Consider the following 14,910-nt stretch of genomic DNA (forward strand, 5'->3'; position numbering starts at 1 on the left):
AATATAGTAAGGATTAACCCTATGATAGATTTTCGCTCAGATACGGTAACTAAACCCTCTAAAGCTATGCGCGATATAATGTATAACGCCCCTGTAGGCGATGACGTATATGGCGATGATGAAAGTGTTAACCAACTAGAAGCATATGCATGTGAGCGCTTTGAATTTGCGGAGGCACTTTTTTGTAGCTCAGGTACTCAAGCTAACTTATTGGCGTTAATGGCACATTGTGAGCGCGGAGACGAATACATTTGCGGTCAAAGCGCCCATAACTATAAATTTGAAGGCGGCGGCGCAGCCGTTTTAGGCTCAATACAACCCCAGCCAATTGAAAACGAAGCAGACGGTACACTTTGCTTTAATAAAATAGCGGCGGCAATAAAGCCTGATGATAATCATTTTGCCAACACTCGCTTATTAAGCCTTGAAAACACCATAGGCGGTAAAGTACTTGCACTTGACTATCTTGCTGCAGCGCGCAAGTTTGTAAACCAACACAGCTTATCGCTACACCTAGATGGTGCGCGCGCGTTTAATGCAGCAGCCGATCTTAATGTGGATATAACTGCTATTACTCAGCACTTTGATTCTGTTTCGATTTGTTTATCTAAAGGGTTAGGTGCGCCGGTTGGCTCGTTATTGCTCGGTTCAAAAGCGCTGATTAGCAAAGCAAGACGCTGGCGAAAAGTACTTGGCGGCGGTATGCGCCAAGCAGGAATGTTAGCAGCAGCAGGGCAATACGCACTTGAGCATAATGTAAAACGCTTAAGCGATGATCATGCTAATGCGCGCTACCTAGCGCAGCAATTAAGTACACTTAATGGCTTTAACGTTAACATGAAAAACACCACCAACATGGTTTATGCCAGCTGCGAGCCTAATATAAATATACAGCAGCTAGCAGCTAATTTAAAAGCGCAAGGAATACTGTTTAGTCCAAGTAAGCAACTTAGGTTAGTAACTCACTTAGACATAACTAAAGCAGATATAGACACCTTTATAAAGGCATTAGCGGCCCATATTTAACGCGGCTTTATAATGTTTGCGGCACACCGATTCATACCGGTTGTTGCCGCCTATTTCTACTTGGTTACCATCGGCTATTGCATCGCCATTTTCATCGGTACGCAATACGTGGTTGGCTTTGCGGCCACAATGACACACAGTTTTAAGCTCTACTAGCTTATCAGCCCAAGCAAGTAAATACTGCGACCCGGTAAATAGCTCACCTCTAAAGTCGTTACGTAGGCCATAACATAGTACCGGAATACCCAGTTCATCAACCACATCGGTTAACTGCATCACTTGCTCTTTAGATAAAAACTGGCATTCGTCAACTAGTACACAATGGCGTTTTTTTTCTTGATTCAGTGACTGTATCAGCGCAAACACATCTTTGTTTTCATCAAAAATATGCGCATCGGCTTGCAGCCCAATTCGCGAAGATACCTTGCCTACTCCCGCTCTATCATCAATTGCAGCTGTGAGGATCACCGGCTCCATACCACGCTCTTGGTAATTAAATGCAGATTGTAATAAAGTGGTTGATTTACCCGCATTCATTGCAGAATAATAAAAGTATAATTGCGCCATTGCTGTGCCTTCAGATAAAAAGTGCGCTTATGCTACCTCAAACGAACGTTAATACCAATTTGGTTTATGCATTTTATGCATTAAGAACTGATCATCCGGTTTCGTGCTGCAATAACCATTGTTTTCTTGCAAGTCCACCCGCATAACCTGTTAATTTTGCGTTTGCACCAATAATACGGTGGCACGGTACAATAATACTTATTGGGTTTTTGCCATTAGCAGCGCCAACAGCGCGCACCGCTTTGGGGTTGTTTAATACCTTAGCAATATCGCCATACGTTTTAAGTTCCCCATAGGGAACGTTAAGTAATGCCTGCCATACACTTTGTTGAAACACGGTTCCTTTGGTATCTAAAGGTACTGTAAAGGTAGTGCGCTGCTTAGCAAAATACGCATTAAGCTGCGCTGCGGCGCATAAAATAGCGGCATTAGTCACTTCGCTAAGCGCTGTAATGGGGTAATTTTTAGGAGGATAAAAACCCACATAGCTCACGCCGTTTTCGCTGCCTTGAATAATAATATCGTCGATAGGACTCGGTAGTAAGGTTTGAATTATCATCAGTTTACGGCAAGGATACTCGGTACTTTAGTGCCGAGAGGAATTGCCGCCTCCATTAGTTGAGTTAACGTAGTGGTTCGAGCAGAAATCCGAACCGTGTTTTTCTTAATATTAGCGCTAGCGTGAACCTTATCACCTAAAATAGTTTCTAGGGCAAAGTAGCCTGAGCTACGCTTGCCTTTAACAAAACCAGTACCTTGTGGTGTTTGTACAAAGTCGTGTTTTTTTAGGCCAAATAGCTTGCCGACTGGTATCCGCTTTTCGGAGCGGATACCCTTTGTCTGTTGGTAGTCACCAGAAGCCACATGACGTTTACGTAAAACATGTTTGCCTTGTTGTACAAGCTCGCCATCTTCACAACAAATTGACACGGCATCATAGTAATGAGTTTTCGGCAAGCCCAATACTTGTTCGCGCTTAAATTTGGTCACGTAGCCAAACGTTTCTTCAAAATCCCAGCACTGTTTTAACTGGGCTTTGAGTATACCTATTTCAGTCGCATGTTTAGTCTTTGAGCGCTTCACTTTCAGCTCAAACTTTCCTGCATGTAAATCATTATGGCACGTCTCGCATAGCGCTATTAGGTTACTGGGTGCATCAGTGCCGCCCTGAGAACGAAATACTTTGTGGTGTACGTGCAGCTTGGCGTTGTGCTTCGTTTTACGTCCACTTTGACATTTATAATTGTCACGCTGCAATACGTAGGCTTTAACGTTGTAGTAGCCCAGCAGTGCGCCTTGCTGGTAGCCGACACCAGTCACAATTGGGTTAGTTATCTTGTGTATGTCGAAGCTAGCAGTTTCAACCTTCCAGTGTGAAATTGGTAAGATAGCTTCAACCTGCTTTTTCTCACGCAAGTGTGAATCAAGCTTGCTTTTTAGAGACGGTGCTAAGCGCCCCTCTTTACGCATTGAGGCACGGTTCAACCAACGTGCAGGGCGGTAGCGTAGCTTACGGTTTCTGCGAGTCCTTCGATACATTGCACGTTGCTGCATCTTTTTAGATACGTCAGTGCGCAAAGCCACCTCGCTTTGATAAATCACTTTACCATTTGCGATAGCTGCACAGCCAACGTGTTTACTGCCAGTGTCCATGCCAGCAACTACGTGCTGAGTATGGCCGCTCGACCCATGCAATAATTTGATTGTGAACGGGGTACGTTTGACTACCTTAGCTTCGCCAGCTTTAAGCAGCTTACGTGCTTTAGCGGCCTTGCAAGGCATCAAAGGCTTCCCGTGCTTGTTAAGTATATACGCTAACATAGCGCGTATCTCCTTCGAGTAGTGCGTATGGCTGTGCTTGAAGCACACAGCAAATTCGACTTCCTCTCGACCAGATAATTTAGCTTCGCAACGTGGTTGACTGCCCCTAACTCAATAGGACTGTTTACAGTGCCACGAAAGAGCTTGGAACTGAGGCGGCATTCCAAGGTTTCTACATCTAAATTATCGTTTACTAACATTTCTAATCCTCAGTTAGTGGTCTGGTCAACAAGCGCTTTTACAAGCTCATCCCTTTAGGGGTGAGTAGTTGACAAATAGCGAGCTCATTAATAAAGTGCAAAATGGTTTTTGCATCACTTGCTTGCGCATCACGAATGTCGATTGTGTTTGTCATACTGCTTTAACCTTAAAAATATTGCTCTAATTTATCTTTTAAAATATCAAGTTCAATTGGCTTGCTTAAATAATCATTCATGCCAGCTGCAATACACCGCTCTTTGTCTGAATCCATGGCATTGGCTGTTAATGCTATAATTTTAATTGCTTTATGCTGCTCGCCAGCCTCACCTTTACGTATTGCAATAGTGGCATCATAACCATCCATAACCGGCATTTGGCAATCCATTAGTACAACTTGAAAGTAACCTGCTTCATGTTTTGCGAGCTCCTCTAAAGCACGTTGACCATTTTCGGCTAAGACTGTTTCGCAATTGAGCTTTTTAAGCATTAAAGTAGATACTTGCTGGTTTATTGGATTATCTTCAACTAATAATATCTTAGCAGGCTCAATGGTTTTGGCTTTGCGCAACGATGAAATATACCCAGATGTTACCAATGGCAGTGCTTCGTGCTGCTCGCTATTAGTAATAACCGAAAGCGCAGAAATTAAATCAGCGGTTGTTACCGGCTTTGGAAAATAAGCCTGAAAGCCTGCATCAAAATAGCGCTGAGCCCCCTCTAAGCCTGCAATACTGGTCATCATTACTAATGGCATATGTTTGTAATCTGCATGCGCTTTTAATATTTTACATAACTCTATGCCATCCATGCCGGGCATTTGCATGTCTAATACAGCTATGTCATACATGCCCTGATTGTTTTTAACTCTATTTTCACAAATTAGCAGCGCATGTTCGGCATTATTTGCCAGCTCAACATTAGCTCCCCAGTGCTTGAGCTGCTCTGAAATAACCAAACGATTTGTTTCGTTATCATCAACCACCAATATACTTAACCCATTAATATTAGCCTTTGGCATATAGCGCTCTTGTTGATCGCCCTTTAGCACCTCCATGGTGACGATAAACTCACTCCCTTGGCCAGCATTACTTTTAATTGCAATAGCGCCTCCCATTAGTTCACATAACTGCTTACTTATAGCAAGACCAAGGCCAGTGCCTCCATATTCTCGAGTAGTAGACGCATCTACTTGCATAAAGGGCGCAAATAACTGTTGTTGTTTTTCTTTGCTAATGCCAATACCAGAATCTTTTACGCTAACTTGCAGTATTAGCTGGGCTTCAATACGCTCAATAGATGCGCTAACCACCACTTCGCCTTCGTTTGTAAACTTAACGGCATTACTTAGTATATTAGTTAATACTTGGCGTATTCGCCCTGGATCGCCACTTAACTGCGATGGCTCTAAGGCAACCAAATCTAAAATTATTTCTATGCCTTTATTTTGAGCTGTTAATGCTTGCGCTGCGGCTACTTCACCAATTAAATCGCGGGCATTAAAGTTAATACTCTCTAGCTCAATTTTACCTGCTTCTGCTTTTGAAAAATCTAAAATATCGTTTATTACACCCAGTAATGAATGCGCACTGGTTTTAGCAATTGCTACTTTAGTTTCAATTGGCTTGGGCAGTTGCTCTAACTGAATAAGCTCAAGCATGCCTAAAACACCATTCATTGGCGTACGTATTTCATGGCTCATAGTTGCTAAGAACTGACTTTTAGCAACACCGGCTTCTTTTGCCAAAACCAAGGCTATTTTTAATTCCTCAGCGGTTTGTTTACGGCGTTGTGACACCAAGGTACTGCCTACTAAAGTTGCTAAAGAGCGTAAGTAGGTTTCTTCACTTTGCGTCCATTGGCGAAACTCCCCAACGGTTTCTGCGCATAAAATACCTAAATTTCCGTCACCGGTTGTAATAACGGCATCTAGCATAGATTTTATATTATTAGGTTTTGCATAATGCTCAATAAAATCAACGGTAGCGGGATGATTATAAACATCGTCAATAGCTATTAAGTTTTGTTTATAAATAGCTTCGTAGTAGGCAGGGTAATCCTCTGCACTGAGCTGTGCATTACAGCAATCAACACCTTGCCCTTGTATATTTAAACTATGGCAAATCATTAAATCGCGTTGTTCGTTAAAAATCCAAATAGAAGCGCGCTGTACATCAAGCACTTCACACATAGACTTAACGGCTAATTTTTTCACCTCTGCCACATCACTGCTTTGCACTTCAGGTGCAACAGTAAGCATGGCTAAGCTTTTGTTGTAACGATTGGCTTTTTCGCTTTCGAGTTCAAGTCGCTTATGTGCATCAATACTTTGAAAAGAGCCAAAAACACGAATACACTGGCCGTTTTCAAACTCACTTTGCCCGATTGACTTAACCCAACGTTCTTGGCCAGTGTAAGTAACAATAATAAGCTCAATATTCCAGCTTTTCCCACTACTTATTGCACTTTCAAAAAGGGCATTAATTTTATCTCTGTGATAGCCTTCTTTATAATGATTTATTGCGGTGGCTATATCTGGAGAGTAACTCTGTGGCACTTCGTGAATTGCGCGTACTTCGTCTGACCAATAAAGCGTTTGCGCTTTTAAGTCTATTTCCCACGCACCTATTTGCCCCTGTTTACTCATAGATTCAAGCAGGCTTTGCTGACGTGTTATTTTTAATTGCGCCTGATAACGCTCTGTAATATCGAGTATAAAACCATCTAAATATAATACGTTTCCGTCAGTGTCATAAATGGCTTGGCCTTTTTCATTTACCCAACGTACTTCATTACCTTGCGTTATGATCCGGTATTCAACAGACCAAGGCGTGTGCTCGTCAATGCACTTAATAATCGTTTTTTCAATATCGTCACGATCGTCCGAGTAAATTATTTCTAAATAACTTAACTGCTTATTCTCTAATATTGCCTCAGCGTCATAACCCGTAAGCTCTTTAGTTTGCTTACTCATATAAAGCATAGTCCACACTTTATCGTACTTACAACGATAAATAATGCCTGGAATATTGCCTACTAACGAGGCAAATTGGTCACGACTATTTTGTAATTCTAGCTCTGTTGCTTTTTGTTCTGTAATATCCAAATGGGTACCTATCATCCGCTTTGGTGAGCCATCATCATTCCATTCAACCACTTTTGCAGTGTCTAGTATCCATACCCAATGACCTTGTTTATGTTTCATACGTGCTTCATTGACGTAATAGTTTGTTTCACCAGAAAAATGAGCGTTTAATTTTTGCTCCGAAACGATTAAATCGTCTGGGTGGGCATACTTATACCAAGTGCCTATTACTGCTGGGCCTAACTCATCTAAGGTATAGCCAATTATTTCAGCCCAACGGTGATTAAAAGTGACTTTACCTGTGTCAATGTACCAATCCCAAATTCCCACAGCGGTAGTGTCTATTACCAACTGTAGTTGTGCTTTATGCTCTTCTAGCTCTATTTCTTGTAACTTTAATGCGGTTAAATCTGTTCGAATGGCTATATAGCTTTGTGGCTTAGCATTTTCATCTAAAAATGGCGCTATGGTGGTATCTACCCAATATAAATTACCTTGCTTGGCTTTATTACATATTTTCCCATGCCATACTTCTCCCTGTTTTAGGGTTTGGTACATTTCTTTAAAAAACTGTTTTGGGTGAGTGCCCGAATTAAGAATACGGTGATTTTTACCTATTAACTCATGTTCGTCATAACCACTTATTTCACAAAACTTTTTATTAACAAAAGTGATAGTGCCTTTTAAATCTGTTGCAGCCACAATCGCGTGCTCATCAAGTGCACTTTTTTGCTCTGCTAAGTGCCTTAACACAACCTGTAGTTCAGCCCCTTGTTTATAAAACTCTGTTAGTTGTTGCTGTTTATTTTCGGCCAATTTACACAGCTTACTCGATAACAAATTAAACTCTTGGCTGTCGGGTAAAATAGGTACTTGGGTGCTTTTCCCCTTAGTAATTTTATCAACAAGGGCTGTTAAGCGCCTTAATGGATGAAACAATACTCGACCAAACCACCAAGAGCACGCTAAAACAGCCAACAACATAAGCAGTGTTGCCAAAGCAAAATACTTAATAGAATAAGTATTTGTTAGCTCCTGAACATTCGGCTTAGACACTAATAGCAGCCAGCTTTGATCACCCAAAAAATTCAGCTGACTAACAAAGCCATACATTACATCATTATTTTCGTTGTTATAGGTAAACGTTTTTTGCATTAATTGTGTTTTATTTAATAATGTTTGCTCTGTTGATGGCTGTTGGTTTAATAAAGGCAAACTATTACTTGGCAATAAACTAAAACTAAGCTCGCTGTTTTTAGCATACATTGCATTTAATTGATTCATTAGCCACTGGGGGTTTATATCGGCTAAAAGAATACGGCTTAATTGTTGCTCCGTATTATATATACCAAGCGCAATAATAAAGTGTGGTTGTTTTTCAATTAAAAATGATTGAAATGAAGGCGTTGCATGCTCACTCAAGCTAGTATGGATATTAGTTAACGATTGAGGAGCTATTTTGCTAATAAAAGAAGATGTAGGTGCAGCAAGCAAAGCTGCGCTATCTATTAGCTCTACATTATTTACAAATTCGTATACGTTAACAAACTCAGTTATTGCACTTTGTTGTTGCACAGAGTTAGTCGTTAACTGGTTTTTAAGTAACTTAAAATCTTTAATATAATCAGCCAGCCAAAAGCGACTAAACTGCTGAGCAATATTTGTTACCTGTTGTAATTCAGTTTGGGCGTGTTGTTCTAATGTATTATTTATTCGCTTAAAGCTCAGCCAAGAAAACAAACACAAAGGTATTAATGCAATAACTACAAAGGCTATAGTTAGCTTACTTTGTACAGACTGTCCTTTACCTGCTAGCTTTGTGAAGCTCAAACCTTTATTCATACCTGAATTACCTAGTAATTTTACCCATTTTAATACTATGTATTAATGCATTAAAAAGCCTAAGACGCAAGTTTTGCGCTAATAAGCCCATGAATTTTTTATGTGTTTTACAAACAGTACTGCTACCTGGCTTTTAACTAGATATACGCCTAAGTATACACAATGAGTTAGCTAAGTTTCATCAAGCCCCGTGTAGCTGTTTTTAGCTGCTCGTGATATAACAATCTTAATATAAGTAGTTACTTGGGGATATTATGGGTCATGACCATGCACACAGCCATGTAGACGACAGCCAAAGTAACAAGCAACTCGCGCTAGCTGTTGCCATTAATGTTCTGCTTACTGTTGCGCAAGTTATTGGCGGAATATTTTCTGGCAGTTTGTCACTCATGGCAGACGCACTGCATAATCTTAGTGATGCAGCCGCTATATTTATTGCCCTTGTTGCGCGTAAAATTGGTAACAAACCTGCCGATAACACACATCACTTTGGCTACAAGCGCGCCGAAATTTTAGCTACTTTGTTCAATAGCAGTACATTAATACTGATAGGTGTGTATTTAATTTTTGAAGCTATGAGCAGTTATTTAAACCCGCAGCCAATTGATGGTTGGATCATAGTGTGGGTGGCTGCATTTGCCCTGCTAATAGATTTAATCACTGCACTTTTAACTTACCGAGCTGGCGCAAATAGCAGTATGAATATAAGAGCAGCTTTTATTCATAATGTATCTGATGCGATGGCGTCTGTTGTGGTTATTGTTGCAGGTACTTTAATTATTTTGTACCAGTGGTATATAGTTGATTTAATTGCGACAATTTTAATTTCTATTTATGTTATTTACCATGGCGTGTTACTGCTTAAACAAAGCTGTCGCATTTTAATGCAAGCTGCGCCTAATAACTTTGATACCCAAGCTGTTACATGCGCTCTCACCAAAAACTTTAATATAGAGCAAGTAATAGCTATAAAAGTATGGCAATTAGATGATAAAACCAGCCATTGCGAACTGCTGATTAACGCTCATAACTCACTTGATTTAGCAGCCGTTAAACACTTTTTACAGCATAATTTTAATATTGAAAACTGCATAATAGAAAAGCACAATAATTTATAATAAAAATAGCTTTATAAACAAACTTTCAATTGAAAACTGCTCTCATTATCATTTACAATTAGGGTTCTTAGCTCACAATTGAGATGCCGTTTTTGAAACTTTGGTTACGTAAAATTCATTTAACACTTGCCCTACTCAGCGGGTTGTTTTTATTAATAGTGAGCCTCAGCGGAGCGGTGTTAATTTACGCAAAAGATCTACAACACCTTATCCAGCCCGAAAAATGGCTAGTAACGCCTGCAGAAAAACCGCTAAATTTCGACACTTTAATAAACAGTGTGCAAACTCAAACCCAACAAAAAACTGTTTTTTTAATGCCTGAACAAAACCCTACAATGGCATGGCAGTTTAGATTAGCTAATAATCACTACGCGAGCGTAAACCCCTACACCAGCAATGTTATTTATACTTACCAAAGTACAGATACAATTTATGGTTTTACGCTTGCTTTGCATCGCTGGTTATTATTTGAGAGCAGTGACGGTAATAAACCATTTAAAAATTGGATGTCGGTATGTGCATTACTGCTGTTAATAAACGTATTAATAGGCTTTTATTTATGGGTAAAACCTAAAAACCGGATAAAACGTTTAGCTATAAAACCTAAAGCAAAACTAAGAGTACTGCTGTATCAGCTGCATACTGTGTTGGGAGTTTACTTTTTTGTGCCATTAATACTGATTGCCTTTACGGGTATGGCGTTTAATTGGAAAACGCAAACGCAGTCTGTTTTAGAATTAGTAACACAAAATAAAGTAACAAACAGACCTGCGCCTCCCAAAATACCGGTGCTTAAAAATACCGAATTACAATACAATTTAGCAATTAATAATGCTCAAGCCATATTTCCTAAAGGTGAGCCATATAGGGTATACCTACCTAAAAAAGCGGATGACGCGATTGCTTTAAGAATACAAAATCCCGGCGAAAGCCACGCTTACAGCTGGGTTTGGACTAATCCATTTACTGGTAAAGTATTAAACTCATTTGACGCCAGTAAAACCAATTTCACCACACAAGCATGGAACTTTAAATATGCCTTTCATATTGGTAATTTTGCTGGGCCAGTTGTACAGTTTTTATGGCTACTAATAACCCTATCACTGAGCTTTTTTATTGTAACGGGTGTTTACTTTTGGTTAAAAAGACGCAATCGAAAATAATTATCATTAACGCTTGTGGTCGCTATTGTTAATAGTTATCATTACCAAAATTAATTATTTATCTGAGTTACCATGTTAAAAACCTCGCTTTGCTTACTTAGCGTCGCTGTTAGTGCTTGCGCAATTGCCGATGAAAATAGTAAAAACAAATATTCTGCTGATCAGTTAGAACACGTTATTGTGTCGGGTAGTCGTATATTTGAAAGTATTGATGAAGTTCCTGCTTCAATTACTGTTATAAATCAGCAGCAAATTCAACAACACTTAAAAGTAAACCCAGAACTAAGCAGCTTACTCGCACAAATGGTACCAGGATTGGCTCCTAGCACCGGCAGCTCCAGTAACTCAGGCCAAACACTGCGTGGTCGCGCACCTTTAGTTATGATTGACGGCGTACCACAATCAACTCCACTGCGTAACGGTTCATTAGGCATAAAAACGCTAGATGCCAGTGCCATTGCACGCATAGAGGTTATTAAAGGAGCAACCTCGATTTATGGTAATGGCGCTGCTGGCGGCATAATTAACTACATAACAAAAAAAGCGAAAAGTGACGGCCAGCCTGAGGGCGAAATTAGTATTTCTAGCCGCTTTAGTGCTGTTAAGCTTGATGAAAGTGCCGGTGCAAGAATATCGGCAGCTATAAATGGTGGCTTAGATAAGTTTAGCTATTTAATAAGCGCCAGTTACGAGCAAAACGGTGTACAACGTGATTCAGAGGGTGATATTTTAGGCTTGCAATATGGTTTGTCAGACTCAGAAACACAAAACTACTTTACTAAACTAAGCTACGATTTTGATGATGATAAGCAACTAGAGTTTAGTTATAACTTTTATAGCTCACAGCAAAAAACTGATTTAGGGGATGTTACTGGCGACGGTAACATAGGTGAAAAAACCTATGCGATTCACGTACCCAAAGAGCTGCAAAAACCAGGTAAACCGCAAGGCCCCGAAGGCAATGTAAATATTACTCTTAAATACCTAGATTACGCCTTATTCGATAACACCCAAATGACCTTAGATCTGTACAAGCAAAATATAGAAAATGTATTTTTCTTTTCAACTAATTTAGCCAATCTTGATGATGGTTATAGCGGTGGTCAATCTGTTATAAAGTCAGATAAACTAGGCGCAAGAGCCACATTTAATAGCCAATTTGACTTTGATAATCTAACAACCACCTTAATATATGGTATTGATGCCCTAAACGATAAAACCTCACAACCTTTAGTTGATGGCCGTATATGGGTTCCTGAAATGGACATGGATAGTGTTGCTGGTTTTTTACAAACAAAGTGGGTAATTAACGACGATATTATTTTAAAAGCCGGTGTAAGAAAAGAAAGCATAGATTTAACGGTAGCCGACTATCAAACATTAAAGCTATGCAGAACCGCTACGCAATGTTCAGTACCACTAAGTGTGCGCGGCGATACCATAAATTACGATGCAACAACTTACAATGCTGGCATTAAATATAATTTAAGCCCTGCCTTTAGCCCATTTTTTAGTTACTCGCAGGGCTCTGATATATCAGACATAGGCATACTATTGCGCGCAGCTACTGTAAACGATATAGCGCTTATTCAAACACAAGCATCAATTATAGATAACTACGAAGTAGGTTTCACCTCACAATTTGATGACCTGCGCTTTGAACTAGCAGCATATAAAAGCACGTCTGAGCTAGGAACCAGCAATAAATTTAACGATGTAACAGGCGTTTATGAGCCAATACGCGCGCCGCAAAAAATATGGGGCTTTGAAGGCTTAGTAAATTATGCCATTACCCCACAACTTAAATTAGTTGCCACATATAGCTACGTTGAAGGTAAAGATACCCAAGCCGATGAATACTTAGGTGCTAAACAAATTAGCCCACCAAAAGCGACAGCCAATTTAGCGTGGCAGGCCAGCGACGACATAGCTCTTACATTTAGCTATTTATACGTTGGCGATAGAAAGCGCTTTGATAAAAACGAACAAGGCCAATACGTTGGCGATCAAGGTCCTGTAAGTAGTTACGATATAGTTAATTTGAGTGGTCAATATCAAATTACTCCACAATGGAGCAGCTATTTTGGGGTCGAAAATTTATTTAACAGCGACTACTACCCTGCTCGTGCGCAATCATATACTTATGGTGGCTACAATATTAAAGGACTAGGCACTACGGCAACTCTCGGTGCTAAATATCAATTCTAACTGATTTAAGTAACTTTAAAGGCATGTTAAGCATGCCTTTTTAAATTATATTAAAATATGTGTATTAACCCTCATCTCGCTCAATTAATAATACCTATTATAAAAATTAAAAACTGCTTACAAACCAAGTAATAACGCAAACTTAAATAAGAATCAAAACCAATAGTAACATAATGATTTTTATAGAGAAAACTTGCAATAGCTGCAGTTTGCACTACACTGGTCGCAATTGAACTTGTTAAGGTGATCTATCATGAAAGGTAATCAAAAAGTAATCGACGCATTTAATACATTGCTAGCCAACGAATTAGCAGCAATTGACCAGTATTTTATTCATTCGCGCATGTACGATGACTGGGGATTAGCTAAACTTTATGAGCGCCTTAACCACGAAATGGAAGAAGAGAAAGATCATTGTGACTGGTTAATAAAACGCATTCTATTTTTAGAAGGTGTGCCTAACATGACTAAACGTCGTGATTTATTAATTGGCACCGATGTTAAAAGCATGATGCAAAACGACTTAACACTTGAGCTTGAAGTAGTAGCTAGCGTAAAAGACGTAATCGCAATATGCGAAGAACAACAAGACTATCAATCTCGTGCCATTTTAGAAAAACTATTATTTGATACCGAAGAAGATCATGTTTACTGGTTAGAACAGCAACTTGGTTTAATTGATAAGATTGGAACGCAAAATTATCATCAAGCACAAATGGCTTAGTAGGAGTATATAGTATGAAAGGCGATAAAGACGTTATTGCAGCACTAAATAAAGTACTCGCTAACGAGCTTGTTGGTATTAACCAATACTTTTTACACGCACGTATGTTTAAAGATTTTGGCTTTAGTAAATTAGATAAAGCAGACTACAAAGTATCAATTCAAAAAATGAAAAACGCGGATCGTTTAATTGAACGTATTTTGTTTTTAGAAGGCTTACCAAATCTTCAAGACCTAGGCCGTTTACGTATTGGTGAAAACAGCGAAGAAATGATTGCTGCCAATATGAGCTTTGAACTTGATACAATTGATGAGTTACGTAGCGCAGTTAAACTGGCTGAAAGTAAAAAAGATTATATTACTCGTGAAGCCCTTGATCACATTTTAAATGAACAAGAAGAGCAAATTGATTGGTTAGAAACTCAGCAATTACTGATTGAAAATACCGGCTTAGAAAACTACCTACAGTCGCAGCTGTAATAGTAATTAACACGCATAAAAAAAGCAGCTTAAAGCTGCTTTTTTTATATCTAAATTTTGTAATGTAATTTTTAACTAAATTAAGCCACTTGATCCGTTATATCGGCAATTTGAATAAGCTTACGATTAAGGATCTTTTTAGTACAACCACAACACTTACCGCATTGGCTGCCCACTTTAAGCTCTTTAGTTAACTCACGCATGGTTGTTGCACCATCGTCAATTGTTTGTTCAATTTTTTTATCGGTCACACCGTGACATAGACAAATATACATGAATACAAACCACTCTCAATTACATTTAGTAGGTGCATACTAATCTAAATGGTAATGGTTATCAAACACTTTTTGCAGTTAATTATTTATTTTTTGATCTTATTTTAAGCAGTGCTACACAGGTTAAAATAATCAGCGACTGTTTAAAAAAGTATATGTTCCAAAATTGTATGTCCGTTGAGGCCCTGTATTCAATTTTTAAAACAACCACTGAGCACCTGTACGCTTAAGCTATTCGTTTTAATTACACGGCTAGCGCATTTTAATCCCAGACTCTAACAGGGTTGAGCGGTAATCATCGTCTAGCCCTGCCATTTTCTTTTTCCTCGCCATACTTGCTGACTTAGATGCATCTTGTTTAAAAAGCGCCATGGCTATCTTTCGCATTACATTAAACATTAATG

Annotated in this window: 11 protein-coding genes and 1 pseudogene; 6 read left to right on the forward strand and 6 right to left on the reverse strand. The window is 39.2% G+C overall.

Annotated features, from left to right (window positions below; all coding sequences use genetic code 11):
• The first annotated feature begins 21 nt into the window (after positions 1 to 21).
• Positions 22 to 1,026, forward strand: coding sequence for a low-specificity L-threonine aldolase (gene ltaE / locus H5058_RS15460; RefSeq protein ID WP_086994525.1), 1,005 nt, complete (start codon positions 22 to 24; stop codon positions 1,024 to 1,026).
• On the opposite strand, the gene H5058_RS15465 is transcribed toward ltaE, so the two are convergent.
• The 4 genes from H5058_RS15465 to H5058_RS15485 form a co-directional block, all read right to left on the reverse strand.
• Complete coding sequence (locus H5058_RS15465) at positions 1,009 to 1,593, reverse strand: thymidine kinase (protein ID WP_182678929.1); 585 nt, start codon at positions 1,591 to 1,593, stop codon at positions 1,009 to 1,011. The two genes, ltaE and H5058_RS15465, sit on opposite strands and share 18 nt — an antisense overlap.
• A 91-nt stretch (positions 1,594 to 1,684) precedes the next feature.
• Entirely contained in the window at positions 1,685 to 2,152 is a 468-nt protein-coding gene (locus H5058_RS15470; RefSeq protein WP_182678931.1) for a methylated-DNA--[protein]-cysteine S-methyltransferase, read from the reverse strand.
• Positions 2,152 to 3,414, reverse strand: coding sequence for an RNA-guided endonuclease IscB (gene iscB / locus H5058_RS15475; protein ID WP_182678933.1), 1,263 nt, complete (start codon positions 3,412 to 3,414; stop codon positions 2,152 to 2,154). Before iscB ends, H5058_RS15470 begins: the two co-directional genes overlap by 1 nt.
• A 367-nt stretch (positions 3,415 to 3,781) precedes the next feature.
• Positions 3,782 to 8,539, reverse strand: a complete 4,758-nt coding sequence (locus H5058_RS15485) for a PAS domain-containing protein (protein WP_182678935.1) — start codon at positions 8,537 to 8,539, stop codon at positions 3,782 to 3,784.
• Between the two features lie 254 nt (positions 8,540 to 8,793).
• Here H5058_RS15485 and H5058_RS15490 point away from each other — a divergent pair, with 254 nt between their 5' ends.
• From H5058_RS15490 to bfr (H5058_RS15510), 5 genes are all read left to right on the forward strand, one after another.
• The gene (locus tag H5058_RS15490; RefSeq protein ID WP_179808292.1) at positions 8,794 to 9,657 is read left to right on the forward strand and encodes a cation diffusion facilitator family transporter; all 864 of its coding nucleotides are present in this window, start codon (positions 8,794 to 8,796) and stop codon (positions 9,655 to 9,657) included.
• Positions 9,658 to 9,749: 92 nt separating this feature from the next.
• Positions 9,750 to 10,820 (forward strand): PepSY domain-containing protein, encoded by a 1,071-nt coding sequence (locus H5058_RS15495; protein ID WP_182678938.1) that lies wholly within the window; start codon positions 9,750 to 9,752, stop codon positions 10,818 to 10,820.
• A gap of 72 nt (positions 10,821 to 10,892) precedes the next feature.
• Positions 10,893 to 13,028 (forward strand): TonB-dependent receptor, encoded by a 2,136-nt coding sequence (locus H5058_RS15500; RefSeq protein WP_086994537.1) that lies wholly within the window; start codon positions 10,893 to 10,895, stop codon positions 13,026 to 13,028.
• Between the two features lie 253 nt (positions 13,029 to 13,281).
• Positions 13,282 to 13,752, forward strand: coding sequence for a bacterioferritin (bfr, locus tag H5058_RS15505; protein ID WP_011329914.1), 471 nt, complete (start codon positions 13,282 to 13,284; stop codon positions 13,750 to 13,752).
• 14 nt (positions 13,753 to 13,766) lie between these two features.
• Entirely contained in the window at positions 13,767 to 14,231 is a 465-nt protein-coding gene (bfr, locus tag H5058_RS15510) for a bacterioferritin (RefSeq protein WP_011329913.1), read from the forward strand.
• Positions 14,232 to 14,311: 80 nt separating this feature from the next.
• On the opposite strand, the gene H5058_RS15515 is transcribed toward bfr (H5058_RS15510), so the two are convergent.
• Both H5058_RS15515 and H5058_RS18535 read right to left on the reverse strand, forming a co-directional pair.
• Positions 14,312 to 14,506: a (2Fe-2S)-binding protein gene (locus tag H5058_RS15515; RefSeq protein ID WP_011329912.1), complete on the reverse strand. Its 195-nt coding sequence runs from the start codon at positions 14,504 to 14,506 to the stop codon at positions 14,312 to 14,314.
• Positions 14,507 to 14,758: 252 nt separating this feature from the next.
• Positions 14,759 to 14,910 (reverse strand): annotated as a pseudogene (locus H5058_RS18535) (ISAs1 family transposase); the annotation flags it as partial.

It is taken from the genome of Pseudoalteromonas sp. SR45-4, assembly GCF_014163535.1.
Lineage (GTDB): Bacteria > Pseudomonadota > Gammaproteobacteria > Enterobacterales > Alteromonadaceae > Pseudoalteromonas > Pseudoalteromonas nigrifaciens.

Coding starts and splice junctions, on each gene's coding strand:
- ltaE (WP_086994525.1), top strand. CDS start 22: ATGATAGATTTTCGCTCAGATACGGTAACTAAACCCTCTAAAGCTATG.
- H5058_RS15465 (WP_182678929.1), bottom strand. CDS start 1,593: ATGGCGCAATTATACTTTTATTATTCTGCAATGAATGCGGGTAAATCA.
- H5058_RS15470 (WP_182678931.1), bottom strand. CDS start 2,152: ATGATAATTCAAACCTTACTACCGAGTCCTATCGACGATATTATTATT.
- iscB (WP_182678933.1), bottom strand. CDS start 3,414: ATGTTAGCGTATATACTTAACAAGCACGGGAAGCCTTTGATGCCTTGC.
- H5058_RS15485 (WP_182678935.1), bottom strand. CDS start 8,539: ATGAATAAAGGTTTGAGCTTCACAAAGCTAGCAGGTAAAGGACAGTCT.
- H5058_RS15490 (WP_179808292.1), top strand. CDS start 8,794: ATGGGTCATGACCATGCACACAGCCATGTAGACGACAGCCAAAGTAAC.
- H5058_RS15500 (WP_086994537.1), top strand. CDS start 10,893: ATGTTAAAAACCTCGCTTTGCTTACTTAGCGTCGCTGTTAGTGCTTGC.
- bfr (WP_011329914.1), top strand. CDS start 13,282: ATGAAAGGTAATCAAAAAGTAATCGACGCATTTAATACATTGCTAGCC.
- bfr (WP_011329913.1), top strand. CDS start 13,767: ATGAAAGGCGATAAAGACGTTATTGCAGCACTAAATAAAGTACTCGCT.
- H5058_RS15515 (WP_011329912.1), bottom strand. CDS start 14,506: ATGTATATTTGTCTATGTCACGGTGTGACCGATAAAAAAATTGAACAA.